Below are 24,182 nucleotides of genomic sequence, written 5' to 3'. Positions count from 1 at the left end.
ATGCAAATAATGCGGCGAACATATTCGCCGCATTAACGCTAGTCTTTTTACTCAAATGGACACATGATCTCCTCGCACTAAATAAATGAAGGAGCCTACTTTGGGAACTTTTGAGCTTATTTCTAAGCATGGAGACCATGAGCAAGTTGTTTTCTGTAACGACCCTCACGTTGGTCTTAAAGCCATCATCGCTATTCACAATACTTCTTTGGGGCCTGCTCTTGGTGGTACACGTATGTGGAACTACAAGAATGAAGATGAGGCTTTGGTAGACGTTCTTCGTTTGTCTAAAGGTATGACTTACAAAGCAGCTGCTTCAGGTTTGAACTTAGGTGGCGGTAAAGCGGTTATCATCGGCGATCCAAAAACTCAAAAATCAGAAGGTCTATTCAGAGCTTTTGGTCAGTTCGTAAACTCTTTGAACGGTAAATATATCACAGCTGAGGACGTAGGAACTTCAGTTCAAGATATGGAACACATCTACATGGAAACACCTTGGGTGACAGGTATCCCTAAGGATTTCGGTGGATCTGGTGACCCATCTCCTTACACAGCACACGGTGTTTTGATGGGGATCAAAGCTTCTGCGAAAGAAAAATTCGGTACGGATTCTTTGAAAGGTTTGCGAGTAGCTGTCCAAGGTCTTGGTAACGTGGGTTCCAACCTTGTGAAGTACTTGAAAGAAGAAGGCGCGGAAATCACGGTTGCTGATATCGATATGGGCCGCACTAAAAAAGTTGCTGAAGCTTCAGGTTCAAAAGCCGTTTCTCCTGACGAAATTCTTTCTGTTGAATGTGATATCTTGGCGCCATGTGCGTTGGGAGCGATCGTTAATGATCAAACTATCACGAAGTTCAAAACTAAAGTTATTGCGGGCGGTGCGAACAATGTTCTTGCTGAAGCACGCCACGGTGACCAGTTGAAGGAATTGGGCATCCTTTATGCTCCAGATTACGTGATCAATGCCGGTGGTTTGATGAACGTCTTCGTTGAGCTAGAGGGTTACTCCCCAGATCGCGCGTTTGAAAAAACAAAACGCGTTTATGACAACATCCTTAAAGTTTACGAAATTGCAAAACGTGACAATATCGGAACTCACACGGCGGCAGACCGTTTGGCTGAAGAGCGCATCAACACTATTGGTCGCTTGAAACAACGTCACCCAGGTAAGTCTTCTCGTTCATTCACGACGCTTAAAGAAGTTTATAATCGTTAATCCCGGCGTGAGCCGGCAGAGCGCAGGCGGCCTCGTGCCGCCGAAGCTGAAGCAGCACCGACGGATGTCGGCAGAGCCGAAGCGCCTTCGGGCGCGTAGGCTGAAGCAGCATCTGTGCTTTACAAACTTCCTAGCAAAATCAAGGGGCCACAAAGCCCCTTTTTTTATGCGCCGAGTGATACGGAATCTCCCAGGTCCCATTTCTTGACAAGCCTCCTCGACCAAAGAACAATCTTTCCTCGTAAGTATTTATTAACAGCGAGGAATTATCTTGAGCACAAAGATTTCTAAAGAAGATTTGAAGTCCCCAGATCAGGTTACACAAACTTTGAGAAAGGGTTTTATTTGGACAACAACTCACTCCAAAATGGTGATCATCGCCGTGATTGCTTTCGTTGTTGTTGGTCTAGGTGCTTCTATTGCGGGTTATTTGTCGCAAAAGAAAGAAGTGTCTCAACAGGAAAAGTACTTCCTTCTTGAAAAAGCTTATAACGAAAAGAAAGCAGGCTTTGAAGAAGCGGCTCGTGCAGAGATCATGGCAGCTCAAACAAAAGATAAAAAGAACGTTCCCGCGTTTGATCCAGCTAAAAAAGCGTCTGGTGATTTGCAAAAAGATTACGGCACCGTGATCGCGGGTTTTGAATCTTTCATTTCTGAAGCTCCTAAAACAAAAGCCGCGCAAATGGCGGCTTTGAATGTCAGCGAAATCTATGCGAACTACGGTAAGCAAGATGAAGCTTTGTCGACTCTACAAAAAGTAGAAGCAGGTCTTGATAAAGACGATATGCTAACGGCTTTGGTATGGATGCAAATGGGTAATGTCCTTGCTGCTAAAAACGACTGCAAAGGTGCGATTGAAAAATGGCAAGCTTTGTCTAGCCAGAAGTCTTTGGCGTTTGCGCATGACGAAGCCAAACTTCGTATGGGCCTTTGCTTTGAATCTATGAATGACCTGACTAAGGCTGAAGAGATTTACACTGAGATCGCGAAAAAAGAAGATCAAAATACGACAGACTTTGCAGCCGCACGTGAAGCTCAAAAATATCTTCGTCTTTTGAAAGCTAAGAAGAACCTTTAATCTGGGGCTTTAATGAAGAATTTGCTTCTAGGATCTCTTTTATTGTGTCTTGCGGGGTGTACGACATTGGATCGTACACTTGAGCAGTGGAGTTCTAAAAATAACAATAAAAGAGAATACGAAGTTAAAACGGCTTGGGTTCGTCAAACGACTGAAAAAGACAACCTAGGCTTTCGTAAAATCAATCGCATGACTCCAGTTCTTGCTGGCGATTTAGTCATTCAAGGAAATGGTCTTGATGGCTTGGTCGCTTATGAAAAAGAAAGTGGTCAGTTAAAATGGCGCTTGCCGATTCAAAACGGTATTGAGCCCAGCGCTACGATCATTCGCGATCGCCTTTTCGTCGGCGCGAGTGACGGAAATTTCTATTCTATTTCTGCCAGTACTGGCGAAATTCAGTGGTCTTTTGCAACAAAAGCCGAAAATCTTTCAGCACCTTTACTTGAAGAAGGGGTTGTTTACTTCTTAGCTGGAAATAACGTTTTTTACGCGTTAGATGCCGCTACAGGAAGACAGATCTGGCTTTACTCCCGTCAGGATACGTCTCAGTTTTCTATCCGTGGTGGCAGTCAGGCCGCATTTAAGAACGGAACCTTGTATGTCGGATTCTCGGATGGTTCTTTAGTCGCGTTGAACGCGCAAACGGGTGCGGTTGTTTGGGAACTTCAATTAAATCGCAACAAACGCTTCCGTGATATCGATGCCACTCCTGTTATTGATGGCAATCAGCTTTATATCGCAGGCTATGACGACAAGCTGTACTGTGTTTCTATCGATAAAGGCGAAGTGTTGTGGCGTATTGATGGCGGTGGTTACAGTGCTGTGACTATGGCCGGAGATAAAATCTTTTACCCTACGACGAACGGCGAAGTCTGGGCTTTAAAAAAGTCCAACGGCGACAAAGTGTGGAATTATAAATTAAAAGACGGCATCGCTTCTCAGGTAAAGACTTATAAAGGAACATTGGTGTTTGGAGAATCTCAAGGAAGTCTTCGTTTCTTAGATCCAAATACAGGTTCTGACTTGGGAAGTATCGAGCCAGGACGTGGTATTCTTTCATCTCCCCAAGTAGATGAAAAAGCCGGCCGTGTGTATTTCATTTCAGGCGAAGCCAATCTTTTTGCGATTCAAGCAGGTTGGATTAAAACACCTTATTTTAAGGAGTAAGAGATGAAACAGCTTTTGGCAGTTATTCCGTTTGTTTTTGTTTTAGGTGCATGCACACATGGTAATTGTCGCACGCAAAAGCAGCCCGATAAGGCAGCCGCGACTGCGACCAACGCAACAACAAGCGAGGCTCCCGTGACAAAGTCAGCAGCTACAGATCGCGTGAAAGTTCATAAACCTGATGGTTCTTTGCAATGCGGTCAGGGAAAAGCCATTCCTGTCGCTGAAATGCAAAAGCAGCTTAAAGGCATTAAAGTCTATTCTTCTTCAAATCAGAACGACGGTATGATGCGCATTCAGGTGTGCGGAAGCCCGACAGGCATGTCGAACGTTTATGAAATCGATCGCAAGGACCTTGAAGCTGCTTTAAAATTGGGCTTTAAGGAATGGACTTTAGAATAAGTCCTCTTCGAGCAGGGGAGATGATCTCATTCTGAGACGTCTTCCCCGTTGACAGGGGAGTGACAAAGCTTGAAAAGCCTCCCCTTCTCATCTTGAGAATCTCAAGTATTATCGCCACTTAAGTAATGCCACAGAGCTTGCATAGATACCCTTTGAGGTGTTTTCTATGCGTAAGATCTATACTCTGCTTTTAGCGTTCTTGATGTTCCAAGGCAGCCTTAATGCGCGCGCGGAACTAACAGCAGAACACAAAGTACAGCTTTCACAGCTAGAATATCTATTAGCTGTAGATCGTTTGGATTTCTATTCTGATGGTCTAGCAGACTATTTGATGGACCATGAACAAAAGCTTGCGGCAGAAGCTATTCGTCGCATTGAACCTGAAGATCTTGCAAAAGAACAATTCAATTCTCGTGATCTCAATAATCCTGATAAGTGGAATGAACTTATTCTTTCCGTGTTACATAAAAAATTCCCAGAATTTAAGCACCTGACTTTAAAAGATATCGAGTGGAATTATAACTTCTTCCGTAAAAAGTTGATGGAAGGCTTTAAGGCAGATCCAATTGCTTTAAAGCGTGAAGCTTCAGTTTCAGATTTGAACAAAGGTCCTGTTGCTTACAATAAAAGATCCATTCCTAAATTGGATGGCAAAAGCATTTTGTTGGATGCGGAAAGATATATCTCTGAGAAAACAACACGCGCCCTTTTCTGGGATGCGGCTTTAACGGATAAATCTGTTGAATTTCACTTAGGAACTGAGCGTGATTTCCGTCAAAGAATCTCTCAAGAAGAGCGTGAAGTCGTTGCGGAAGTAAAAACCCGCGCGGCGAATTACAACAAAATCTATCTGGTATTTGATCCTCGTTCAAAAGAATATTCTTACGCCTTTACGCGTATTTCGGGCGATGACCGTGTGAAACACTTGATCGCTCAATTGCGCATCTTGAAATACGATAACAAAGTCGCTTTGAAGGATGAGTTTGTTCGCGTGTACGGAAATGCCAATGAAGTTCACCGTGATCAAGAAAAACGTTTGTTGGATATGTTTAAAACTCTTCCTAAAGCCGACATGGTTGTGATTGGTCAAAAGTCTGCGATTGCCAACGTGATCACTATGGCTGGCATGATGTCTCAAGTTCAACCGAACATGCAAGAGCCGGTTGGTCCTGCAAAATCACAGATTCAAAAACTGTCTGAGCGTGTAAAGGAAACAGGATCCTACTTTTCTGTGACCACGAAAGCCTCTGTTGTAAAAACGGAGTTTGAGAAGATGACTAACCCCATGGCTTCAAGTTTTGAAATCTTCAACTCCGAACAGCCGAGCCATGATGTTTCAGACGTTCTTTTAGAAACTAAAGACGGTCGTATTGTGCGCTGGAGATTTATCTCTAACATGTGGGGAGATGAAGTTGTGCCAGTGGCTCGCGCGCTTAAAAACTCGGGCCACGACAAAGTGGTTTACATCGGAACTGCCGGCGGCATCATCGGTAAAGGACTCAAAGTCGGGGATGTGGTAGCTCCTGCTTACACTTACACTCAAGACGGCAAACTATTGCCGTTAGAAAAACCGACTTACGGTACGGACTTTGTAAAAATGGGTCAGACCTTAGGTCAAGTGACATCTCCGTTTGATGAAACGAAAAAATGGTTCGCTAAATGGGAAGCAAAGATTGATGTTGTTGAGTTAGAGACTGGATATCTTAAAGAAAATCTAGGTTCTAAAGTCAGCTTTCAACCATATCTCCTTATTTCTGATGTGGTTGGTTCTGAACATGAAAGCTTGGCTGTGGCAGCTGCGGACTCTGGAAAGCGTAAGAACGGTCAGTTAAAGCTTTTAGAAAGTCTTTTCATCAATAACGGAATTAAATCTCCGATTTCAAATTTCCAAATGATCTCGGCAGAGTCTGCAGTGCAAAAAATGTATCATAAAATTGATACGCTCAGACCGTCTCGTGACGTGACTTCAAAATTACAACTGACTCAATTGGCTCTTCGTCAAGGTTTGACTACCGACGCAGAATTGGAAGCTTTAATTAAGAAAGAAGCTTCATTTGATCGCCAGCTTTTGATGGATAAGCTTGAGAAATTCTCTGGCGGTTTAGAGCTTCTGTCTAAAAAGTTTTCTGGAGTTTCTTTCGCGATCGTGGGTGGCGAAGAACTTTTAAATGGAACTTGGAACCCTAAAAAGGCTTTGAAACTTCAAGTGATGGTTGGAAATACGACGGCTGAAAAAGCGACGTCCGTCTACCAAGCAGAGCTTTTGAAGATTCAAGCAACAATGGGATCTGAATTGCAGCTTGAGCTTGTGAATTACGATGCAGAAAAAACGCGCAATGCGATTTTCTTCAACTCAAATTCACGCAAAGTTCTGGTTCAACACTATGAAGGCAAAATTTTAAAGAAATTAGGATTAACAAAAGAAATCGATAAAAATGGCGGAGTTCGTTTCCGCGAGATCATCGAAACTTCTGGAGGTATGAGATGCGAAGCTATCCTTTTGTAAAAAGAACTCTTCCTTGCTTGGCAGTGATTGTTGCCTTGAGCTCGACCTCTCCAGCCTATGCGGCGAAAGATGGTTTTTTTGGGAAACTTAAAAGTGCGGCAACTCACTTTATAAACGCGGCGACCAAACCGGGTGGTCCAACCAAGGTTGTTCAGCCAGAAACGAAGCAAGATGCGTCGACGGCACAGAAAAATGCCTACATGTCGATGGATGTCTCTTTGGATTCTGTAGCCGAAGAAAAACAGCCGTTTTCTTTTGAAAAAGACTTCGTTGTAAAAGCAATGGAAGCGACGAATAAGAAAGCTTGGAATTCTTCAGATCTTCGTCGTAGTGCTACGGGTTTGTTAGAAAAAGCGGAATCCGTTTCTACCGCTACACATACGGAAATCATTCCTGAGTATACTAAAGACGGTCTGGTTTTCCGCTTGCGCTACGATGAAAAGGCTCTTCAAAACAAAGACTCTTTGATTCGTGATGTGGCCTTGATCACAGCTTTGACTAAAAATGGTGGCTACGGAGTATTTGAAAGTGTGTACATGAATACTTCGGTTTCTGCAGAAATCGAATCTCCTCACTCTATCGCCGAGCTTATGACCAATGCCCGCGAAGGAAGTCCGACAGCGCAAGCGCGTTTGAACCTTCTATTCTCTAAAATATTAGAACAATTGCGTTTGTCTCAATCGATGGTCACTGACATGGGACTGACTCAAGATGTTCTCAAAGATCAAGCGAATCAATTGAAAGACCGTCAAGCGGCCCTTGATGAACTGGCAGCAAAACATCAAAGAAAACAACAAAAGGCCTTGGATGCTTGGAAGTCCGATACGGGAGCTTTGGATAAACTTGAAGCAATGAATGAGAAACTGGATGACTTGATTTTAAAGAACGATCGTAAAGGCGTTCGTAAGATGCTTGAAGCCTATCTTCCATGGGCCGTCATGGAGCCGGTAGAAGCCAACACGTGGAAAATTTGGCTTGAAGCAATTGAAAATCCAAATCACGAAAAATCCGTGATTGCGTTCCGAGGTTTAAAATACGATACCGATAAAATCCAGCGCAAACAAACAGCGCAAGGCGAAGTGTTTGGATTTATGTCGACTGTTTTAACTAAAAACCAAGGAAGTTATACGCGCCGCTTGCGTTCGCTTTCAACAAATCGCGAAAAGAACGGTGACGTCTCTTTCAATAGGCTGTCTCAGGAAAAATCCAGCGACGTTAGATCGATTCGTATTACGGATCAAATGACATCACATGCAAGAGATCCCAAAGCATCTAGCTTTATCTCTTTTACTTATGATCCCAACGTTGCTTATCGTTTCATGGGTAATGACGTAACGAAACAAATAAAAGGGGAGAGTGTCACAGTTCCTTACGGTGGGATACTAGTGGTGAAAATGGACGCTCGCCGTATGATTCCAAATGTTCCGTCGATGTATGGCACTGAGATTGAGCTTTTAGCTCCACTTATTGTATTCCCGGATGAAGTTGTAAAATACAAAGAAGGTTCATTCAAATCTGGTGAGTACGCGACATTTGTGAAAGAAATCTCTGAAAAAACGGGCGTGAATTTTGCCCAATGGAATACGGCCAAAGATGGTAATGATGAAAGTCTTAAAGAACGTTACAACCGTGACGGTCATGAGTTCTTAAAACAAATGATCGATACGAAGTACTTAAAAGCCATGTCTTGTTCGAAAGTCTTTTAATAATCTAGCCAAACTCACAGCCAATCTATAGAGTGATTCTTAATAACGAGGATCACTCTATGGAAATCGGCTTTCTTGGTGGTGCGAGCACCGTTACCGGCTCTAAATTTTTAGTTCATAACGATGGAACCCGCATTCTTGTCGACTGCGGAATGTTTCAAGGCCTTAAAGAGCTTCGCGAATTGAACTGGTCTGATTTTCCTATTGACCCGAAAAATATCGATGCCGTTGTTTTAACTCATGCCCATTTAGATCATTGTGGAGCTCTGCCTTTGCTTGTTCGTAAGGGATTTAAAGGGGAGATTCACTGCACAGAAGCGACTTTAGAATTAACCAAGATCATTTTACTGGACTCAGCCAAAATCCAGGAAGAGGACGCTGAATACGCGAATAAAAAACGCTTCTCAAAACATCATCCGGCGCTGGCTTTATACACGGTTGATGATGTCACTAAAACTTTGCCGTTATTTAGAACCCATAAAGTCCATGAAGAATTTCAAATTGGATCTTTATCCATTGAGTTGTTTAATTCAGGACACATCCTGGGTGCGTCTTCGGTGTTAGTTTCTAATGGCGAAAAGAAGGTTTATTTTTCAGGAGATCTAGGTCGCAATAACGATCCTTTAATGTGGCCACCAGAACCTCCGCAAGAGGCCGATTATATCGTGATGGAATCCACCTATGGAAATCGTGATCATTCGGAAATTCCCTCTAAAGAAGTCTTAAAACAATGCATTCTAGAGATAGCGAAATCAAAAGGAGTTCTTCTTATTCCGAGCTTTGCCGTCGGTCGTGCGCAGAACTTGATGTACGAAATTACCGAGTTAAAAAGGGCAGGGGAAGTCCCCTCGCAAATCCCCGTTTATCTAAATACTCCGATGGGACAAGAGATCTCTAATTTCTATGAGCTCTACCCGTTTTTTCACCGTCTAGGTCCAGGTCAATTTGCAGAAATTATGTCTGAAATTCACACCGTTAAAACCGCCGAAGATTCGAAGGTTTTAAATGAACGTTCCGGACCCATGATTATTATCGCTGCCAGCGGAATGTTAACTGGCGGCCGAGTTTTACATCATTTAAAAGCCTTCGCACCAAACCCACGAAATATCCTGTTATTGGCAGGCTTTCAAAGCGCTGGAACTCGCGGCCGTAGAATTTTAGATGGAGAAAAAGAAATCAAATTGCATGGAATGTATGTAGATATCGCATGCAAAGTGGTACCTTCAGATTCGTTTTCAGCACATGCAGATCGCAGTGATCTAATGAACTGGTTAAAACAAGCTCCTAAAACCCCGCAGAAAGTGTTTTTAGTGCATGGGGAAAGGTCAGCGTCGGAAGAACTCGAAAAACGCATTAAAACGTCTTTAAATTGGAATGTCGAAATTCCAGAAATGAACCAAATAATCAGGCTTTAAAGCGTTTAAATCAAAGCTGATACACATATATCGTTACATAATATAACTTATCAGAAGAATGTATCTAGACCTTCCCGAGTGTAGATTCTCATTAATTCTGTCTCCTTCTTAGTTCTCATTTACTTTGTCTCTAAACAGATTCTTATGATTTGATTCTGTTCTGCCAGAAGTACTGAAACAAGGAGGATTTAATTGATGGCAGATAATGGAGTTTTCATGAGCACCAAGGATAGCATCAAGTTTCAAGTGATCACTCGATTCATAGATGGTTCTATTTCACGAGATAAGGCCTCAGAGCTTCTTCAAATGAGCCAAAGGTCAGTTTCTAGGCTGGCTTCCAAAGTTCGTAAATTGGGCGTTTTTGGAGTTAAGCATGGCAATATGGGTAAATCCCCAAATAAAAGATATTCAGATGAGCTTCAGCAGCAAGTCATTGAACTCCTTTGTCGTGAATACTTCGATTTCAATGTGAAACACTTCCACGAGATCCTGGTTTCTCAATATCAATTAGAAATTCCATATAAAACTCTGTGGCGCTGGTGCAAACAACTTAAGTTAGTAAAGAATCCGCGAGTTAAACGCCGCAAAAAGAAAGAATACCGTCACAGAATGCCTTCAGAAGGCTTACTTCTTCAGATTGATGGTTGCCACCATAGATTCAAATGGCAAGGACGAATGGTGCCTGATCGCGGCCATCGACGATGCAACATCTGAAATCCCCTATGCCGAGTTTTTTGAGGGCGAAACGACCCAGGCTTGCCTGAAGGTCTTAAAGCATATAATCGAGCTAAAAGGCCTTCCTAAGGCAATCTATACTGACCGGGCCGGATGGTCTGGCGGAGGTAAGAGAGTCAATTTCAGCCAATTTAAACGCGCCTGCGACGAACTTGGTATTCAGGTGATATTTGCGAACTCGCCGGAAGGCAAAGGTCGCATAGAAAGATCCTTCAGAACTATCCAAGACCGTCTAATTCCGGAATTAAGAATCAATAAAGCCAAAACCATCGAGGATGCCAACAAGTATCTGATGGAGACGTTTATTAGTGGCTATTGGAACAAGGAGAAAACAGTTTCTCCGGAAAATTCCCAGTCCGCCTACTCCCCTCTTAATCCGTTTCTAGACCTCAATATGATTCTGACCATAGAAGAAAATCGAAAGATAATGAGTGATCAAACGACGACCTGGAAGAATCAACGATATAAAATCGTTGGGAATGTCGGATATGGCTCCTACGAGGCAACCTTCAGAACTGACTTTGATGGAAACACGAAAGTTTTTGTTCGTGGCCAGGAGGTTTCTTTGGAGCTTATTCCGGAGCCAACTCGTATCGAGTTTCCATCGGAACCGACGACTCCAGAATCTCTAGGTTTAACGTTCATGCATTATGCGCACATGTGGAAAACAATCGGAGAGCTTAGGAATGCAGTTGTGCAACATCAAGTGACTGGCAAGCCGATAAAGTTTCCCAACAAGAAAAAGGCCTCATAAAATAAAAGCTCTGACTAAGCTCAGAGCCTTATTAATAGAGAGCGAATCTGACGTGTTTATTTAATATTATCACTCATAAACTTCGCAATTAGCTTACTATTCTCATCGTCTCGAAGGCTTAGTTCTTTGATTATGCGATTTTGATCTTCAAGGGACTTGGATTGGCTTAGTTTAAATTTGCCAGACAATTTTTTAGGCTCCAAGGAAAACCCGCCAATAGAGTTAATCAAATCTGCTTCATTCTTTAAGTCATCAGGGATGTAAAAGTCCCACTGGTCTTTGTATAAACGATTTGCAAGCGTAGTTGTTGCCTTTAAGATATCTAGAAGACCCTCGTGGTTATCGACCAATTCAGGCAAGCCTTCTGCCTGAACGGAAATGTAATTCCAGGTTGATACGTCATTTACTTTATACCAACTCGAATTAATATAGGTATTGGGTCCGTTGAAAACCAGAACCATCGTGGCGCCCGCTTTAAGATGACGCCACTGGGGATTTCGCGTTGATAAATGTCCCTGAATAAAAAACTTCCCGTCCTCTTTCATTTTGACGACCACTGGAAGTTGGCTAATCTCGACTGAATCGCCATCGTGAGTGATAACTGTGGCAAGGGGATACTGATTTATTATCTCCAAGAGAATGCTCGGTTCAGAAACTGGAATTGGGTGTTTATTTGCCATTCCCACTGTCTACATGCCCAAATATTTTTTGCCAAGGTCCAATATAACCTTAATCCCTTGATTTACTGGTGCGGGTAAAGCGCCGTAGATCGTTGCAGCATTAGCGAGCACGGCCAGGCGGTCCGCAAAAGAGCTTTTACTGCTTTTTTGGGCGTCTACGATCAGTTGAGTTAACTCTTTCTTCAGTTCATCTTTATTTGCCTCAGACATTTGCGATTTTGAAACTTCATTTTTCAACTGAATCAATTCCAGTGATATTTGACTTTCCAATTCTTGCTTAATGTCTCCATTTGAGTCACCAGCCACATACACTGTAGGCCCATTGAAAGTATTGGTTATTTGATTTGGGATTGATGGGATATGCTCTTTCAGCTCTAGCTTGTCTACGCGCTTCTCAAGTGCATCAAAGCGCTCAGCAGACACCTCTGCATTTCCGATCTTTACAGATTGCTGATAAAAGAAAGCGTCCACGAGAATCTTATAAACTTCATCTGATTTTTCAGAGGTGGTAACTTTCGATATCGCGATGGCCCCCTTGGCTGTGTATGCTCTGGGTCTTTTGCCGCCCGTATGTTGTTGATTTCCCTTGTTATTTTCCAAAGTCACTTTTTGTGACTTTGACTTTTTAATGAAATCCCACTCTTCTTTTGTCAGTCAAATGTTTCATTTTGAAACAACTTAGAGCCTCTATCTAAGGATCGTGACACCTGTTGATTCAGTTTTTTAACTTCCATTTCGTAGAAGTCAGCAAGATCCTTATCCAAAACAACCTGAACCAGGATTCCATTGCGCTCTATTTGATAAATATTATCTCTCACAGCTTGAACCGTGATCGGGATAACCAAGTCGTTTTTATTCTTCATAGACAACATTCTTCCTTAAAATCAGCAAATTTAAAATTGTTTTCTTTATTTTTGTAGTTGTCTCGTAGGCATAGATATTTCTTAATAAAGTTATGTTCTCAATCTACAAGAAGAATGGTCGACTCACCAAAATCTCAGACAACGACAATGCTATTCGCGCAAACGGAATCATCGGGCACTTCTATGCGCCGCCTACAGAAGGGTTTAATTTTACGATCTTTTCAGAACCTCTAACGCCAGGCACAGATCACCGAACAGTTTCTACATCACTCGTAATGCGCGTTGAAGAACAGGGTCAACTAATCGTGTTTCAAACATCTTATTCACGGTACATGCTGGAGATTTTTAGCGACTTCTCGGAAGAGAATTAAAAACAGAATGCGCACCAAGTCGAATAATAGTGCACATCTTTAGTCGAGACATTATTGCCGAGAACAAAAAGTGACAGACTTATTGAGATAAAACATCTAGACCTTCCCGAGCTTCTAGATCCGTGGAAATCAACGCGCTTTTCGCCAGAGTATGTTGTTTCCAGCTTTGAATGGCTCCATGACTCCATGGTCTTTCAAACAATTTAGCGAAGCTTGCGTGATGGAAATATGTTCTGGCAAGCCACCCCAATCAATCCAATAATAATGAATTCCTTCAACCGTATCCGCGTCATGAGGTATTTTATTGATATGGTTTATGATCTGATCTTTCGCGAAATCTACAAATCGGTCGCCGCAGCTGAAGGCCTGCGCCGTTGATGAAACGAATATTACTAACGCGATAATAGAAAAAATATTTCTCATTCAATCCCCGTCAATTCTCAAATTGATTTATTTCTGAACCGCGAAGTTGTCACGATAAAATCAATTATTGAAGAATTTCTTCCTATTACAAATGCTCTAAAATATTCACAGTCCGTCCAAATGGATCTAGAACAAAGAACCGGCGCACATTCCAAGGTTCTTCAGTCAAGGGATAGACAATCTTAAACCGGGCTTTTTTTATGCGGCGGTAAGCCTCATCAACATCATCCACCTCGATCGACAGATCAGGCACCGGGGTGTTTGAACCACCCTGAGAGGCAAAGCTTATTTGAACTGTCATTTTAGAATTAGAACCGTATGTTTTTAGCCAGCCGTGATCCATAAGGACCTCTAATCCTAAAGCCTTTTCATAAAACCGGCGCGCGGCGGAAATCTTTTTTGTCTCGATATTTGCGACGATGCGTTTGACCTTCATATACAAATCAAACCATGTAACGGAACCTCTGTCATCCCGCCGCCACTTAAAATATTCCAGAGAGTCTTGGTAAAAGAGCTTTTAATGTATAGAACACACTGACGAAATTTGTAAAAGAAGCGAAATTTTTGTAGAGAAAATAGATTTCTCCCCAACGACCACTTTCTTTATGGGATTATACCTCAGTTTCAATATTCAAGGAGTTCTTATGAATACCCTCAAAAATGCTTCTTTTTTATGTGCGGTCGTTCTTTGTTTTTCTTCGGTTTCTCAAGCGGCCCAAATCGAATGTGCAGGTCGAGATGGAACAGGTCGAAATGTTCTTATTCAAATGGTCAATATCGCCAAGGACGTCGATGGTTATGGCGTCGGCAGATTGCAAGCTGTGACAATTGATGGTTTAGGTCTTATCTCATCTGATGCTTATGCCGTCGGCCGCCGAGGAAAAGTTGAAGATCCCGCTTATGGTCTCAATAGAGATCTTTATATCGAAGGTGGCGAAGCCTTTTTAAACCTTAAAAAAGTTGCTTCCCAAAAGTATACCGGCGAGTTCTGCGGTCCACAGAAGAATTCCAATGTGGGCGGTGTCAGACTGACGGACAATGATTGCATCGCGGTGACATGTAAATCCAGAGGTTTAAGCACCCTTCGCAGCTTTTAATTGGTCAATCTTTGGTCAGTCCTAGAAAAGCTTCACGGCCTTCGGCATACAAAGTTTGTGAACTTTGACGAAGGTCGTTGCTAGCAGTAAAAGTGCAGAATTATTCGCGGGAAATGACTTATGAAAAACGCAGTCCTTACAATTATTGCTTTATTAATCACATCGACAGCTCATGCCGTGACGGCCGAACAGTTTGTTCGTGATTTTTCTGAACAGACTGAAAGAACGTTGAAATACATCAATGACGAAAGAGCCTCTGAAGGAAAACGTCTTTACTGTGAAAAACTCAATGACGAACAGATCGCTCTTATCGCTACAGCGGTTCAAAATCCAGATACAACAGTTGCGGAGTTCGTAGACTATGTGGGAAATAATCTGAAATGTTATCCGGAGTTCTTTGAACCACTGGGTCGCGAAAATTTGGGTGGGTTTTTGTTAAATACCAAGGCTTACGTGATGGATGTTCTTATGATACATGAAGTGCTAGAGACCTTGAACGAAGGGCTAAGCCCCCATGATTCAGAACTTATTTTAGAAAGTTACGATCCGTACTATCTAGAAAGACTTCTTAAATCTCAATAACATGAAAGGCGCAGAAAAAATCCTGCGCCTTTTTTATTTCTTATTCAGGATCCGGTGTGCCGCCTGTTGGTGGTGGTGTTGGAACCTTCTGACAAAGAACTCCACATTTCACAAAGCACCCGCGGTACTCATTCCAGCAGTATTTTGCGACAGGACGAGTGCCTGAAGGGCAACCTCGTAACATCGGTTCAATCACTGCATCCGCCGGCATTTCGGCTTCGGTGCGAAACTCTTCTGCGTGAGCATTAATGCCAGCCAAACAAACACTTGCGAATAAAACTGCAATCCATTTCTTCATATGTCCTCCGTTGTTGAGAAAGCAAAGAATAGAGGCCCCTAATTTATTTTGACTATGACAAAGAAGAGTCACTGCCATATTTCATAATTCCCGCGTCCGACAAGGTACGAAGACAAAGACTGAGGTCCCTGACCGGAGTTTATTTTGCCACCAGTCCTCGCCGATTCTTTACTTCCACCCTCCCCCTTTTAAAATCAGACCAGGAGGATTTATGAAATCACTGCTTTCACTCATCGCCTTTTTATCTTTGAGTATGTTTACCGAAGCAGCCATCGCTTCACCGGAGAATACAGGAGGACAAGGAGCGCTGGAGAACGTATTTCCACTCTCGGAAGAAGCTATGAGCTTACCCGACTTTGCAGAACGACTTCAGACGCCCCAAGGAGACGTGGAAAATAAAACCTACACCTGCAGAGCCTGGACAACATGCCCGAACGGTGGAAGGATTTCTTGTTGGTCTCAAGGGTATCGTTGTTACTCTTCAGTGACTCCGGGTTACCGAGTTTACTGTAGTGCCACATCTCGAAGCGGTTACACACGCTACTGGGTTTACTACTGTTACTGATTTGCAAAACTCATTCTGTAAGAGGAGTTCAGAAACTCCTCTTTTTTTTGTCAAAACTTAGCGATTCCCGTCGCTCCATCGACAACTCACAAAGAAGAAATGCGGCGTTTTGATTGTTACCAAACGGACCATTTAAGAATTCCATTCCTCTACCAAAGCATGGCTTACTTAGCTCATGAAAAAACTCATACTACTACCCCTAACATTATTGGCGTTCATCGGTTGTGCTAACTCTTCAGACGATTCTCCAGGTGGAGAAGTTCTTCAAGGAACAGAGTCTGTGGTTGATGAGGCTTCCGCTGAAGAAAGAAACATTGTCGACGAAAACATGGCGCTAATCCGTGATTATGCCGCGCAGTTTTCTATCAACGTGGATTGGAACAAAATCCCTGTTGTCGTATCGAAGACTCACTTGCAACGTGAATCTTCTTCTTGCGTCAGAGATGCAAACGGTGTTGGAACGAAAATCGTTCTGAACAAAAAGTTCTTCTCTGCGCGTGTGTATGACAAAGAGACAGGATATGCTTCACCACTTTACAACTTGTTGATTCATGAAATCGGTCATTGCTACATGAACCGCAATCATGAAGAAGCTCTGTTGAAAAAGGCGGGCTATCGCGCGCAATTTGTGATCGATGGTAAAAACGGCCGTCAGGTGGTTTCTTATCCATCTATCCAAGTTTCCATGATGCAAAACGCTTTCTTCCAAATGCCTAAAGTTTTGATGCCATACTATGTAGGCGAAATCTTTGGCGCGTACCGCGCAAAAAGCTTGGAAGATTTGCAACAACGCTACGAGTTCGACATCGTACGTGCTTCTAACTTCGTTGAAGAAGCTCAATAGGTTGAACTTAAAATTTTAACTTTAGCGGCGCGAAGGAAACTTCGCGCTTTTCTTTTTTATAGTGATACGTGAAGAGCTGATTCTTGCGTGACAGCGGAGGGACGATAAAGCCGGCGTGGATCATGAGAGTACTTAGAAAAGAATCTTTCCCGCTCACAGACCATAATGGCGGAAGTTCTTTCAGGAAGCGCAATGGTTTCTCTTTTCACAAAACAAGTCGCTTCGGCATAAGTTAGGACGGCTTTATTGCGAATGTCAGGTTCACCAATGATATTCTGCGTGCGTGGATCACTGAAGATGAGTTTCATAAAGGCCGCCGTCGCTGAAGAGGTATGGGTTCTTCCCAAAAACTCAGGTTCACCGATAAGGAAATGCAATCCCTGGTCAAAGCGTTCATGCTTGATATGATTTCCAAGTACATCTTCCGAAATCCAATAGCGTTCCCAGTAACTGACCGGAACGCCATCGATGAGGCCGATATAAAGAGACTGATGGCAGTCTTCAAGCTCAGAAATCAGTTTGCGCGTCAGGTCTTCGCGGGTCTGGCCACGTCCCCACCATTGAGCGACGTAAGGTTGCTGCATCCACTTGCAATAGAGATCAATATCTTTATCAAAAGAGAGAGGACGAAAAGCGTAGTAGCTGTTATTTCGATGATTGTAGACTTCGAACTCAGAACCCAACATACGATCTCAAGTTTTAAAAGGCCTTCCTGATAGGAGCAACCTCCTGCCAGAATTGGCCTTTAACTGAAAAGGAACTGAGTTTTAATTGAAAGCTTAATGCAAATGGAAACCCTAGGAACAGGAACAATGAGTGTTTCCGACTTATACAGGTATTTCCACGATCGAGCGAATCCCGGTGCGAGCTGTCATAGCGTGGACTACAGCACGAAGTCCCATGATCGTTTTTCCTTGGCTGCCAATCACCTGACCCAGGTTTTCTTTAGCGCAGTTCACGCGATACACAGTTGTTTTCGGGCCCACATAAGTCGTTACCGTCACGGTCTCTGGCTGATCCACCAACAAACGAGTGATATGCTCTACCAAAGAGCGAATCTCTTCACGGTAAGCCTCCTGCGCTTCCAAAGTCAGACCTTTAGGATTATTGGTTTCATCAAATTTATAGGATTCCATCTCAGTCATAAAAGTTAATCTCCCATGATGAAGTAAGCCGTGTTTTTTCTATTAAAATTGCAGTGACCACCCGGAACCGGGACCCATCTGGATAAGAAGGACTTCCCGTGAGCCATATCATAAAAATCTTTCGATCCTTCTTGGAAGCCATATCCGTCGATCATGCCGGTAGACAGATAGAATTTTGCCCGTTTAGAAGAGTTGTATTTTTTTAACAAATTAAAGGGATTGTGAAGATCCCAGTCCTGTTTATTGAGAAAAACCGACCGCGAAATATTCAACATTTTTTTAACAAGTCGAAGCTTCGCCCCAGTGCGTGCGACATATTTATGAATCTCTTTTTCGGAATCATAAGGGCCAATGTGCGTGATAGCAGGACACAATAAAGCCACGCGCGAAAACATGCCCGGATTGCGCAAAGCGATTTGGGTTGCATTGAAGCCACCCATAGATTGACCAATCACATGACGCTTACCACGTCTTAATCCCCCCATACGCTTTTCCATCATCGGCATGATTTCCTGAGTAAAAAGAGGTAGTAGCGGATACTTTTTATTATTTACCAAAAGCCATTTGGGACCGAACGAAATTGAAACGACCCGCGGTTGATAGCCGCGAAAGTACCACCATTTTTGAATAAACCACGTCCCCCAGAATTGCCGGTGCCAACTTTTCTCGGATCCATAAAGGCCGTGAAAGAAATAGACAATATCATCGTTGTTGGTGGCCGAGGACTTTCGATAGCAGTATTTAAAATCAATACCACGCGCGGTTTCAGTCCCGCACTGATAGTTCAGACTTTCAATTTCTATTTCGTTTTGAATTTCTTCTTCAGATTGTGCCCACGAAGTGACTGAAACGTACAGAAGGAGCAAAAATACGGATACGCTTTTCATAGCCTCCCCCTTAAGAATTAATTCTGGTGGAGGCTACGGGAAAATCAATTTGCAATGTCGAAATCTTCGCGGACTCTGTCCTTAGACACCTGAACGGTTTCGCCTGTGTACATGCACTTTAAGAACAAATGATTGTAGGCTCTGTTGGTCACCACGAAGCGACCTGGATTTGTCGGCGTGACCTTACGGCAAAGAACATCGCCCACTTCTAACTTTTCATATTTGCTAACAAGTTTTTCACTGATGTTGCTGCGAAGAGCGTGCAACCACAATGCGACTACACCCAGCACAAAGCCGACAGCGCTACACAAAGGCCACTGGATTTTTTGATTCAACATCAGTGTGAAAGAAATCGGCGCTAACACCGACACCAAAACCAAGGCTCCAGTTAGAAGTCTTTCTTGTTTTTGATATTTCTTAAATTCTTTCACGAAAGATGACATAAATCCTCACGCCTCAGGGGGCTTTGCAGTTTGAGATTGTAGGGGGATGTCCCTATAGAACCACGAAGCCTGCGGACCTTCGAGTCCAGATTTTGTCATTTTTTTAATGTCGCCACGCTTTACTTACTGACAGCGGATTTTGCTTAGGTTCTGCTTAATAAAGAGGTGTTTATGAAACCACATTGTTTGTTTTTGTTAACATATTTTTTAATCTCGTCAGCATTTGCTAACGACCCTGTTTGCAAAAACGTCGTAGAACGCGGTGGCAGCATTCAGATTCAAATGAATACATTCTCAAGCGGAGAATGCTTCTTGTCTGTGCGCAACTATAAAGCTCAGAACCTGATTTATAGAGATTATATGTTTACCAAGGGTGGAGATTTCATGGTCTTTAATTCCTTCGGCCAGGGTTCAAATTCAGAAGACACCGGCGCGAGAGAGTTCTATTTGTTCCCACGGAAAACTGTCATTCCACAATACAAGTGGAATGTGGAGACTCGTCAACTTGAGGTCACCTCAGTTGCTGGTAATGTCTTTTATTTTGATTATGAAACAGCCGACGTCGTGACGATTTCTAATGCCTCCGTGAAAGTGGCTTCTGAAATCTCTAGAAACAACCGTGGCGGGGTTGAAATCACAAATTACAAAGGTCTATTGCTGGACGCTGGATTCACTAAAGGAAGAGCTCCTACAGAGGTTCTGTCTGCTTCCTCCCTACTGACAGATGAAAAAGGCAAAACTTGTAAGATTAAAAACGGCGAAGTCTTTGCCAAAACTTCAGATGGGGATGTTTACTTTAAACATTCCGATAAGGCCTTCGCAAGTTTGCTAAAAAGCCGCTGCCCTCAATTGACATTCACTCCTTAAAAATTAAAAAGCCCTCGCGAAGAGGGCTTTTTTTTATTCTTTTAATCTTGGTGTGATCTTGAGATCGATCACTTTTCCATCACGCAGAACTTTCATGATGGTTTCTTTATTTGGCTTCACGGCCTGTAAAGTATAAACATAGTCATAAAGATTTTCGATCTTGGTATTGTCGAACTCAACGATGATGTCTTTTTCTTTCACTCCCGCAGCTTCTGCAGGACTGTCTTTAGAAGCACCCGTGATCCGAACACCCTTCACGCCTTCTTGGGAGTAATCAGGAATCGTTCCCAGATACACGCGGAAGCTGCGACCTTCTAGTTTATTTTGAGATCCCGCAACTTTGACGTATTTCACCATTGGTAAAGAAGAGTCCGCCAAGACATCACTAAAGCCTTGGACGACTTTCAGAACCTTAACGACACCTTCGTAATTCACAAGATCGGCCGTATCGCGAGGAGTGTGGTATTCACTGTGCGAACCCGTGAAAAAGTTGGCCGTAGGCACTCCAGCCATATAGAACGCCAAAGAATCCGTTGGAAGATAAGGATCTTCTTGCACCACCATCGGAACTGCCGAGCGGATTCCAACTTCTTCGGCTAACGGAACCCAGTGATCTCCGGAACCCAAGCCTTGTACAAACAGTCGGTCTTTCAAGCGACCGACCATATCCATGTTCAGATAAGCGACGATGTTATGTTTCACAATATTTTTAGTGAAGTGAGAAGAACCCAGATTTCCCAGCTCCTCCCCGGACCACACCCCGAAGTAAAGATTCTTCTTAATCTTATTCGGAGAAACCTTGGCTAGATGGGCGTAGTAATGAGCTAGCTCCATCACGCCAGAAACACCCGAAGCATTATCGTCAGCGCCGTAATGTGATTTACCGATTTCATCACCACGAGCGAGTGTGCTGCCGAATTGTCCATGACCCAGGTGATCACCGTGAGCCCCGATCATGACGGAACTCTTTGCGCCCGGAGCTGGAAGTTTCGCGACAACATTAACGCCCGTTGATTTTTGGAATTGCAAATCGACTTTGGCTTTGATGTAAGCCGATGGAATAACGACAGCGTCGACAATCTCGCCCTTATCTAAGCGTTTTTGCAAAGCTCCCAGGTCTTGACCTGCATACTTCAATAGATCTGTAGCTGCGGCCTCAGACATTCTTAATACTGCAAGCGTCCCCTCTGACAAAGAACCTTCAAATTTGATCTTGCCAAACTTTTCAGGCAAGCCGCTGACTGGACCATTCGCAATAATGATACCTAATGCTCCTTCGTTCTTTGCTACCGTCACCTTATGTTGCAGACGAGAATACAGATTTAGATAGTGACGTCTTTGGGATGTGATATCCGCTGGCAGATCCGTCAATGCCAAAACCCACTTACCTTTAACGTCGAGACCCTTATAAGAATTGTATTCAGGCTCTTTATCACTGGCTGGAGCTTTAATTCCGTACCCGACAAAAACGATCGGGGCTTCGCGGAAGTCGCCAATTTTAGAGAACGAAATCGGCTCGAAGTCTTTAGAAACTTCGTATTTCTTTTTATAAGAACCCACAACTTCAAGTAAGTTCTGAGATCCTAATTGAACACCTGAAGTGAATTCGAAGGTATCAAAGTATGAGCCCTTAGGTCCGGCACCTTGCAAACCCCAAGACTTAAAGAGTTGCGCTAACTTTTCTGTGTAAACCTTTTCTTGAACAGACCCTGTTCCGCGCCCTTGAAATTCAGGCGAGGCCAAATAGTAAACCCACTTCTTGATGTCCTCGACCTTCACTTCAGGAGAAAGAGAACCCGCCGCAGGATCTTGCGCAGGAAGCCCTAGAAGTTTTCTGGCTAAGACATCGTCCCACTTAGCAATCAGGATTTGCGAATCCCCTTTTTCGTTTCTATGGGTCCAGGAAAGGTTGTTGCCATCGGGAGTGAAAACAGGAAGACCATCAAAACCATCATCAAAAGTGACACGAACTGGAGCCTGTTTGCCTTCAGCATCCACGATGAAAAGTTCAAAGTTAGAGTAACCTAGAACACTCGAACCAAATATTATGTAATCTCCCGAAGGATGAAAGAACGGCGCCCACGACATGGACTTTAAACGCGTGATTTGTTTTTGGTCAGAACCATCCACATTCATCGTATAGATTTCTGCCGTTGATCCATTCGGAGCAAAACGACGCCAAGTGATCTTTTTACCATCAGCGCTAAAGAACGGACCGCCATCATAACCTTTTGAGTCTGTCAGACGCTTCACTTGAGAGCCGTCGGATTTCATGATGTAGATGTCCATCATATAAGAAGGGTCTTGCTCAAAAAGCTTTTTGTCTTCGCCTTCTAGTTTTTCTGTGTAACCAGCGCGATTTGAAGCAAATGCAATCAACTGACCATCTGGAGAGTAAGAGGCCTCTGCATCATAGCCTTTTTCTTTCGTCAGGCGATGAATGCTGCCTCCTTGAAGATTTGAATCAAAGATGTCGTAGCTATCATCAAAGCTCCATGAGTAACGTGCTTTGACAGCTTTTTTACGATTGTCGATCTCCTCTTCGGTCTTCTTTTTTGTTGCGGGGTCTAAATGCGTGGAAGAATAAAGCACCTTCTTCATCGAAGGATGAATCCACCCGCAAGTCGTTTTACCTTGCCCCGGAGAAACTCGCACCGTTTCGCCACTGATTAAATCCATCACATACATTTGATAGAAGGGATTTCCTGGCTCTCTTTCACTTTGAAAGATCATCTTCTTTCCATCCGGACTGAAATAGCCTTCTCCTGACTTAGGTCCAACAAAGGTCATTTGGCGCGATTCAGCCATCAATTGATTGGGTTCATTGATAAAAGAACCACTTGTGGCTGCCACAGTCTCAGACTTGGACTGGGTGGGTTTTGCTTCCTTGTACTGGCAGGAAATAGCAGAGAAAATGCAGGCACTTGTAAGAAGAACTTTCACTTTTTTCATAGTGCGTGTAGCCTAAAAGTACGACAGTTTTATGTCAACCGCCGGAAGGAAAAGAATGAATATGATGCGCACGTTTCACGGATTTATCATTTCACTTTCACTGACTGCCTGTGCAAGCTCGTCTCCTTATAAGCTCTCTTCGCTTCACTACAACGAGTCAGACCTTAAAGTTTCCAGCCGTTCTATCGCGTCAGTCGATCACAAAGGTCCTTCGAACTATCTTTCTTTGGATCTTCCCTACACGGCCTTTGAAAAACTGCGTGTGGATTTAGAGAAATCTCAACACGTTTCCTTACAACACCGGGGAGAAGCTCATATCACGGTGATCACTCCGCCGGAGTATAAGAAAATTCAGAAGAAAGTTTCGATGAAAGAGATTCAAGTCTTGGCTGATAAGATGGATATTAAGAAAGCGCCTTACAAACTTTTGTGCGTAGGCCAGGGATCCGTGGAAGATCGCGGGCATAAAGAATCTACCTACTACGTGGTTGTAGAATCCGATCGTCTTTTCCAGATTAGAAAAGCGGTGCAAATGCTCTATACGTCTAAAGGTGGAAAAGCCCAGGATTTTAATCCCGAAGCTTTCTATCCGCATGTCACATTGGGTTTTACAAAAAGAGATCTTCACTTAGAAGATGGAATCACGAAGGACGCAAGCTCATGTATCTACTCACTGCGCCCCGAAGAAACGGCCAAGAACTAGTAAGTTTTTGAAAGGGCGCGATCCAAGGCTTCGTTCGAACCTGAGCCTGCGCCCAACCACAATGTGGTCTCTTCAATCAAAGAACCATCATCAAAGCGGCATATATTGAACGTGCGACCCGAAGTGTCTTTTCCTTCGATAAGTTCCGCATCGAAGGCGCCACAGACACCACCGCGAGGTGATGAGGATTTGCGGTGCTTGTAAGCGTCGATAGCGTCACCTACGCCGGCATTGGTTTTAAAAAGAAAGAAAGTCTCAGCTCCGATAGAGGCATCGCCAAACAAACACAGGGCCTGTTCGTCACTGCCTACTTTGATCGTCCAGAATTGGCCTTGATCGATACGGCATGTGCGCATCCAAGGGTTATTAGCAGCCTGTGCTGTCAGTCCTGCGAAAATCATTGTGATGGAAAGCAAGAAAACCTTCATCATCCCCTCCAATACCTGCTAAAATAGGTGTTCAGAAATATATCACCGAAAAGGT

Annotated in this window: 27 protein-coding genes; 15 read left to right on the top strand and 12 right to left on the bottom strand. The window is 43.4% G+C overall.

What is annotated here, in order from left to right:
- Window positions 1–85: 85 nt before the first annotated feature.
- From ACLWBD_RS08975 to ACLWBD_RS08935, 9 genes are all read left to right on the top strand, one after another.
- The gene (locus ACLWBD_RS08975; RefSeq protein WP_063207328.1) at window positions 86–1,216 is read left to right on the top strand and encodes a Glu/Leu/Phe/Val family dehydrogenase; all 1,131 of its coding nucleotides are present in this window, start codon (window positions 86–88) and stop codon (window positions 1,214–1,216) included.
- A gap of 271 nt (window positions 1,217–1,487) precedes the next feature.
- A complete protein-coding gene (locus tag ACLWBD_RS08970; protein ID WP_063207331.1) occupies window positions 1,488–2,294 on the top strand; it encodes a tetratricopeptide repeat protein in 807 nt (268 codons plus the stop codon).
- A gap of 12 nt (window positions 2,295–2,306) precedes the next feature.
- Window positions 2,307–3,461: a PQQ-binding-like beta-propeller repeat protein gene (locus ACLWBD_RS08965; RefSeq protein ID WP_413567968.1), complete on the top strand. Its 1,155-nt coding sequence runs from the start codon at window positions 2,307–2,309 to the stop codon at window positions 3,459–3,461.
- A gap of 3 nt (window positions 3,462–3,464) precedes the next feature.
- Window positions 3,465–3,863 carry a hypothetical protein gene (locus ACLWBD_RS08960; protein ID WP_063207337.1) on the top strand — a complete coding sequence of 133 codons (399 nt, stop codon included), beginning with the start codon at window positions 3,465–3,467 and terminating at the stop codon, window positions 3,861–3,863.
- A gap of 166 nt (window positions 3,864–4,029) precedes the next feature.
- Window positions 4,030–6,369 carry a hypothetical protein gene (locus ACLWBD_RS08955; RefSeq protein WP_413567967.1) on the top strand — a complete coding sequence of 780 codons (2,340 nt, stop codon included), beginning with the start codon at window positions 4,030–4,032 and terminating at the stop codon, window positions 6,367–6,369.
- The gene (locus tag ACLWBD_RS08950; protein WP_413567966.1) at window positions 6,348–8,075 is read left to right on the top strand and encodes a hypothetical protein; all 1,728 of its coding nucleotides are present in this window, start codon (window positions 6,348–6,350) and stop codon (window positions 8,073–8,075) included. Before ACLWBD_RS08955 ends, ACLWBD_RS08950 begins: the two co-directional genes overlap by 22 nt.
- Window positions 8,076–8,134: 59 nt before the next feature.
- Window positions 8,135–9,490: an MBL fold metallo-hydrolase gene (locus ACLWBD_RS08945; RefSeq protein ID WP_413570699.1), complete on the top strand. Its 1,356-nt coding sequence runs from the start codon at window positions 8,135–8,137 to the stop codon at window positions 9,488–9,490.
- A gap of 195 nt (window positions 9,491–9,685) precedes the next feature.
- Entirely contained in the window at window positions 9,686–10,204 is a 519-nt protein-coding gene (locus ACLWBD_RS08940) for a hypothetical protein (protein ID WP_413570697.1), read from the top strand.
- Window positions 10,128–10,979 carry a hypothetical protein gene (locus ACLWBD_RS08935; RefSeq protein ID WP_413570696.1) on the top strand — a complete coding sequence of 284 codons (852 nt, stop codon included), beginning with the start codon at window positions 10,128–10,130 and terminating at the stop codon, window positions 10,977–10,979. Before ACLWBD_RS08940 ends, ACLWBD_RS08935 begins: the two co-directional genes overlap by 77 nt.
- 56 nt (window positions 10,980–11,035) lie before the next feature.
- Here ACLWBD_RS08935 and ACLWBD_RS08930 read toward each other — a convergent pair whose 3' ends face one another.
- The 5 genes from ACLWBD_RS08930 to ACLWBD_RS08910 form a co-directional block, all read right to left on the bottom strand.
- Window positions 11,036–11,659, bottom strand: coding sequence for an FMN-binding negative transcriptional regulator (locus ACLWBD_RS08930; protein WP_413570695.1), 624 nt, complete (start codon window positions 11,657–11,659; stop codon window positions 11,036–11,038).
- 9 nt (window positions 11,660–11,668) lie between these two features.
- Window positions 11,669–12,259: a hypothetical protein gene (locus ACLWBD_RS08925; protein WP_413570694.1), complete on the bottom strand. Its 591-nt coding sequence runs from the start codon at window positions 12,257–12,259 to the stop codon at window positions 11,669–11,671.
- 50 nt (window positions 12,260–12,309) lie between these two features.
- Window positions 12,310–12,522: an ORF6N domain-containing protein gene (locus ACLWBD_RS08920; RefSeq protein ID WP_413570692.1), complete on the bottom strand. Its 213-nt coding sequence runs from the start codon at window positions 12,520–12,522 to the stop codon at window positions 12,310–12,312.
- A 500-nt stretch (window positions 12,523–13,022) separates the two neighbouring features.
- The gene (locus ACLWBD_RS08915) at window positions 13,023–13,316 is read right to left on the bottom strand and encodes a hypothetical protein (RefSeq protein ID WP_063207349.1); all 294 of its coding nucleotides are present in this window, start codon (window positions 13,314–13,316) and stop codon (window positions 13,023–13,025) included.
- Window positions 13,317–13,401: 85 nt separating this feature from the next.
- Complete coding sequence (locus ACLWBD_RS08910; RefSeq protein ID WP_063207352.1) at window positions 13,402–13,752, bottom strand: glyoxalase superfamily protein; 351 nt, start codon at window positions 13,750–13,752, stop codon at window positions 13,402–13,404.
- A 208-nt stretch (window positions 13,753–13,960) separates the two neighbouring features.
- Here ACLWBD_RS08910 and ACLWBD_RS08905 point away from each other — a divergent pair, with 208 nt between their 5' ends.
- Together ACLWBD_RS08905 and ACLWBD_RS08900 are read left to right on the top strand one after the other, a co-directional pair.
- On the top strand, window positions 13,961–14,413 hold the full coding sequence (locus ACLWBD_RS08905) for a hypothetical protein (RefSeq protein WP_413570689.1): 453 nt from the start codon (window positions 13,961–13,963) through the stop codon (window positions 14,411–14,413).
- A gap of 120 nt (window positions 14,414–14,533) precedes the next feature.
- Window positions 14,534–14,995: a hypothetical protein gene (locus tag ACLWBD_RS08900; RefSeq protein ID WP_413570688.1), complete on the top strand. Its 462-nt coding sequence runs from the start codon at window positions 14,534–14,536 to the stop codon at window positions 14,993–14,995.
- Between the two features lie 40 nt (window positions 14,996–15,035).
- On the opposite strand, the gene ACLWBD_RS08895 is transcribed toward ACLWBD_RS08900, so the two are convergent.
- The gene (locus ACLWBD_RS08895; protein WP_063207360.1) at window positions 15,036–15,293 is read right to left on the bottom strand and encodes a hypothetical protein; all 258 of its coding nucleotides are present in this window, start codon (window positions 15,291–15,293) and stop codon (window positions 15,036–15,038) included.
- A 211-nt stretch (window positions 15,294–15,504) separates the two neighbouring features.
- Between ACLWBD_RS08895 and ACLWBD_RS08890 the strand changes: the two genes are divergently transcribed.
- Both ACLWBD_RS08890 and ACLWBD_RS08885 read left to right on the top strand, forming a co-directional pair.
- Complete coding sequence (locus ACLWBD_RS08890; protein ID WP_063207363.1) at window positions 15,505–15,858, top strand: hypothetical protein; 354 nt, start codon at window positions 15,505–15,507, stop codon at window positions 15,856–15,858.
- Between the two features lie 175 nt (window positions 15,859–16,033).
- A complete protein-coding gene (locus ACLWBD_RS08885) occupies window positions 16,034–16,702 on the top strand; it encodes a hypothetical protein (RefSeq protein WP_155722560.1) in 669 nt (222 codons plus the stop codon).
- A gap of 56 nt (window positions 16,703–16,758) precedes the next feature.
- Here the strand turns inward: ACLWBD_RS08885 and ACLWBD_RS08880 are convergent, their stop codons facing one another.
- The 4 genes from ACLWBD_RS08880 to ACLWBD_RS08865 all read right to left on the bottom strand — a co-directional run bounded on the left by ACLWBD_RS08880 (window position 16,759) and on the right by ACLWBD_RS08865 (window position 19,177).
- Complete coding sequence (locus ACLWBD_RS08880; RefSeq protein ID WP_413570685.1) at window positions 16,759–17,388, bottom strand: GNAT family N-acetyltransferase; 630 nt, start codon at window positions 17,386–17,388, stop codon at window positions 16,759–16,761.
- A gap of 141 nt (window positions 17,389–17,529) precedes the next feature.
- Entirely contained in the window at window positions 17,530–17,847 is a 318-nt protein-coding gene (locus tag ACLWBD_RS08875; RefSeq protein WP_063244609.1) for a KH domain-containing protein, read from the bottom strand.
- A 5-nt stretch (window positions 17,848–17,852) separates the two neighbouring features.
- Window positions 17,853–18,734, bottom strand: a complete 882-nt coding sequence (locus tag ACLWBD_RS08870) for an alpha/beta hydrolase-fold protein (protein ID WP_413570683.1) — start codon at window positions 18,732–18,734, stop codon at window positions 17,853–17,855.
- A 44-nt stretch (window positions 18,735–18,778) separates the two neighbouring features.
- Window positions 18,779–19,177, bottom strand: a complete 399-nt coding sequence (locus ACLWBD_RS08865; protein WP_413570681.1) for a hypothetical protein — start codon at window positions 19,175–19,177, stop codon at window positions 18,779–18,781.
- Between the two features lie 171 nt (window positions 19,178–19,348).
- On the opposite strand from ACLWBD_RS08865, the gene ACLWBD_RS08860 reads away from it, so the two are divergent.
- Window positions 19,349–20,044, top strand: coding sequence for a hypothetical protein (locus ACLWBD_RS08860; protein WP_413570680.1), 696 nt, complete (start codon window positions 19,349–19,351; stop codon window positions 20,042–20,044).
- A 33-nt stretch (window positions 20,045–20,077) separates the two neighbouring features.
- Here the strand turns inward: ACLWBD_RS08860 and ACLWBD_RS08855 are convergent, their stop codons facing one another.
- Complete coding sequence (locus ACLWBD_RS08855; protein ID WP_413570678.1) at window positions 20,078–22,996, bottom strand: M28 family peptidase; 2,919 nt, start codon at window positions 22,994–22,996, stop codon at window positions 20,078–20,080.
- Window positions 22,997–23,051: 55 nt separating this feature from the next.
- On the opposite strand from ACLWBD_RS08855, the gene ACLWBD_RS08850 reads away from it, so the two are divergent.
- Entirely contained in the window at window positions 23,052–23,699 is a 648-nt protein-coding gene (locus ACLWBD_RS08850) for a hypothetical protein (protein WP_413570676.1), read from the top strand.
- Here the strand turns inward: ACLWBD_RS08850 and ACLWBD_RS08845 are convergent.
- Entirely contained in the window at window positions 23,696–24,130 is a 435-nt protein-coding gene (locus tag ACLWBD_RS08845; protein WP_063244614.1) for a hypothetical protein, read from the bottom strand. The two genes, ACLWBD_RS08850 and ACLWBD_RS08845, sit on opposite strands and share 4 nt — an antisense overlap.
- Window positions 24,131–24,182: the final 52 nt, after the last annotated feature.

Source organism: Bdellovibrio sp. HCB117, assembly GCF_047305915.1.
GTDB lineage: Bacteria > Bdellovibrionota > Bdellovibrionia > Bdellovibrionales > Bdellovibrionaceae > Bdellovibrio > Bdellovibrio bacteriovorus_B.
This window is presented reverse-complemented; position numbering and strand designations above follow the sequence as displayed.

Excerpts from the sequence above, each read along its gene's own strand:
- ACLWBD_RS08975 (WP_063207328.1), top strand. The coding sequence starts at position 86 with ATGAAGGAGCCTACTTTGGGAACTTTTGAGCTTATTTCTAAGCATGGA.
- ACLWBD_RS08965 (WP_413567968.1), top strand. The coding sequence starts at position 2,307 with ATGAAGAATTTGCTTCTAGGATCTCTTTTATTGTGTCTTGCGGGGTGT.
- ACLWBD_RS08960 (WP_063207337.1), top strand. The coding sequence starts at position 3,465 with ATGAAACAGCTTTTGGCAGTTATTCCGTTTGTTTTTGTTTTAGGTGCA.
- ACLWBD_RS08955 (WP_413567967.1), top strand. The coding sequence starts at position 4,030 with ATGCGTAAGATCTATACTCTGCTTTTAGCGTTCTTGATGTTCCAAGGC.
- ACLWBD_RS08950 (WP_413567966.1), top strand. The coding sequence starts at position 6,348 with ATGCGAAGCTATCCTTTTGTAAAAAGAACTCTTCCTTGCTTGGCAGTG.
- ACLWBD_RS08945 (WP_413570699.1), top strand. The coding sequence starts at position 8,135 with ATGGAAATCGGCTTTCTTGGTGGTGCGAGCACCGTTACCGGCTCTAAA.
- ACLWBD_RS08940 (WP_413570697.1), top strand. The coding sequence starts at position 9,686 with ATGGCAGATAATGGAGTTTTCATGAGCACCAAGGATAGCATCAAGTTT.
- ACLWBD_RS08930 (WP_413570695.1), bottom strand. The coding sequence starts at position 11,659 with ATGGCAAATAAACACCCAATTCCAGTTTCTGAACCGAGCATTCTCTTG.
- ACLWBD_RS08920 (WP_413570692.1), bottom strand. The coding sequence starts at position 12,522 with ATGAAGAATAAAAACGACTTGGTTATCCCGATCACGGTTCAAGCTGTG.
- ACLWBD_RS08915 (WP_063207349.1), bottom strand. The coding sequence starts at position 13,316 with ATGAGAAATATTTTTTCTATTATCGCGTTAGTAATATTCGTTTCATCA.
- ACLWBD_RS08910 (WP_063207352.1), bottom strand. The coding sequence starts at position 13,752 with ATGAAGGTCAAACGCATCGTCGCAAATATCGAGACAAAAAAGATTTCC.
- ACLWBD_RS08905 (WP_413570689.1), top strand. The coding sequence starts at position 13,961 with ATGAATACCCTCAAAAATGCTTCTTTTTTATGTGCGGTCGTTCTTTGT.
- ACLWBD_RS08900 (WP_413570688.1), top strand. The coding sequence starts at position 14,534 with ATGAAAAACGCAGTCCTTACAATTATTGCTTTATTAATCACATCGACA.
- ACLWBD_RS08895 (WP_063207360.1), bottom strand. The coding sequence starts at position 15,293 with ATGAAGAAATGGATTGCAGTTTTATTCGCAAGTGTTTGTTTGGCTGGC.
- ACLWBD_RS08890 (WP_063207363.1), top strand. The coding sequence starts at position 15,505 with ATGAAATCACTGCTTTCACTCATCGCCTTTTTATCTTTGAGTATGTTT.
- ACLWBD_RS08885 (WP_155722560.1), top strand. The coding sequence starts at position 16,034 with ATGAAAAAACTCATACTACTACCCCTAACATTATTGGCGTTCATCGGT.
- ACLWBD_RS08880 (WP_413570685.1), bottom strand. The coding sequence starts at position 17,388 with ATGTTGGGTTCTGAGTTCGAAGTCTACAATCATCGAAATAACAGCTAC.
- ACLWBD_RS08875 (WP_063244609.1), bottom strand. The coding sequence starts at position 17,847 with ATGACTGAGATGGAATCCTATAAATTTGATGAAACCAATAATCCTAAA.
- ACLWBD_RS08870 (WP_413570683.1), bottom strand. The coding sequence starts at position 18,734 with ATGAAAAGCGTATCCGTATTTTTGCTCCTTCTGTACGTTTCAGTCACT.
- ACLWBD_RS08865 (WP_413570681.1), bottom strand. The coding sequence starts at position 19,177 with ATGTCATCTTTCGTGAAAGAATTTAAGAAATATCAAAAACAAGAAAGA.
- ACLWBD_RS08860 (WP_413570680.1), top strand. The coding sequence starts at position 19,349 with ATGAAACCACATTGTTTGTTTTTGTTAACATATTTTTTAATCTCGTCA.
- ACLWBD_RS08855 (WP_413570678.1), bottom strand. The coding sequence starts at position 22,996 with ATGAAAAAAGTGAAAGTTCTTCTTACAAGTGCCTGCATTTTCTCTGCT.
- ACLWBD_RS08850 (WP_413570676.1), top strand. The coding sequence starts at position 23,052 with ATGAATATGATGCGCACGTTTCACGGATTTATCATTTCACTTTCACTG.
- ACLWBD_RS08845 (WP_063244614.1), bottom strand. The coding sequence starts at position 24,130 with ATGATGAAGGTTTTCTTGCTTTCCATCACAATGATTTTCGCAGGACTG.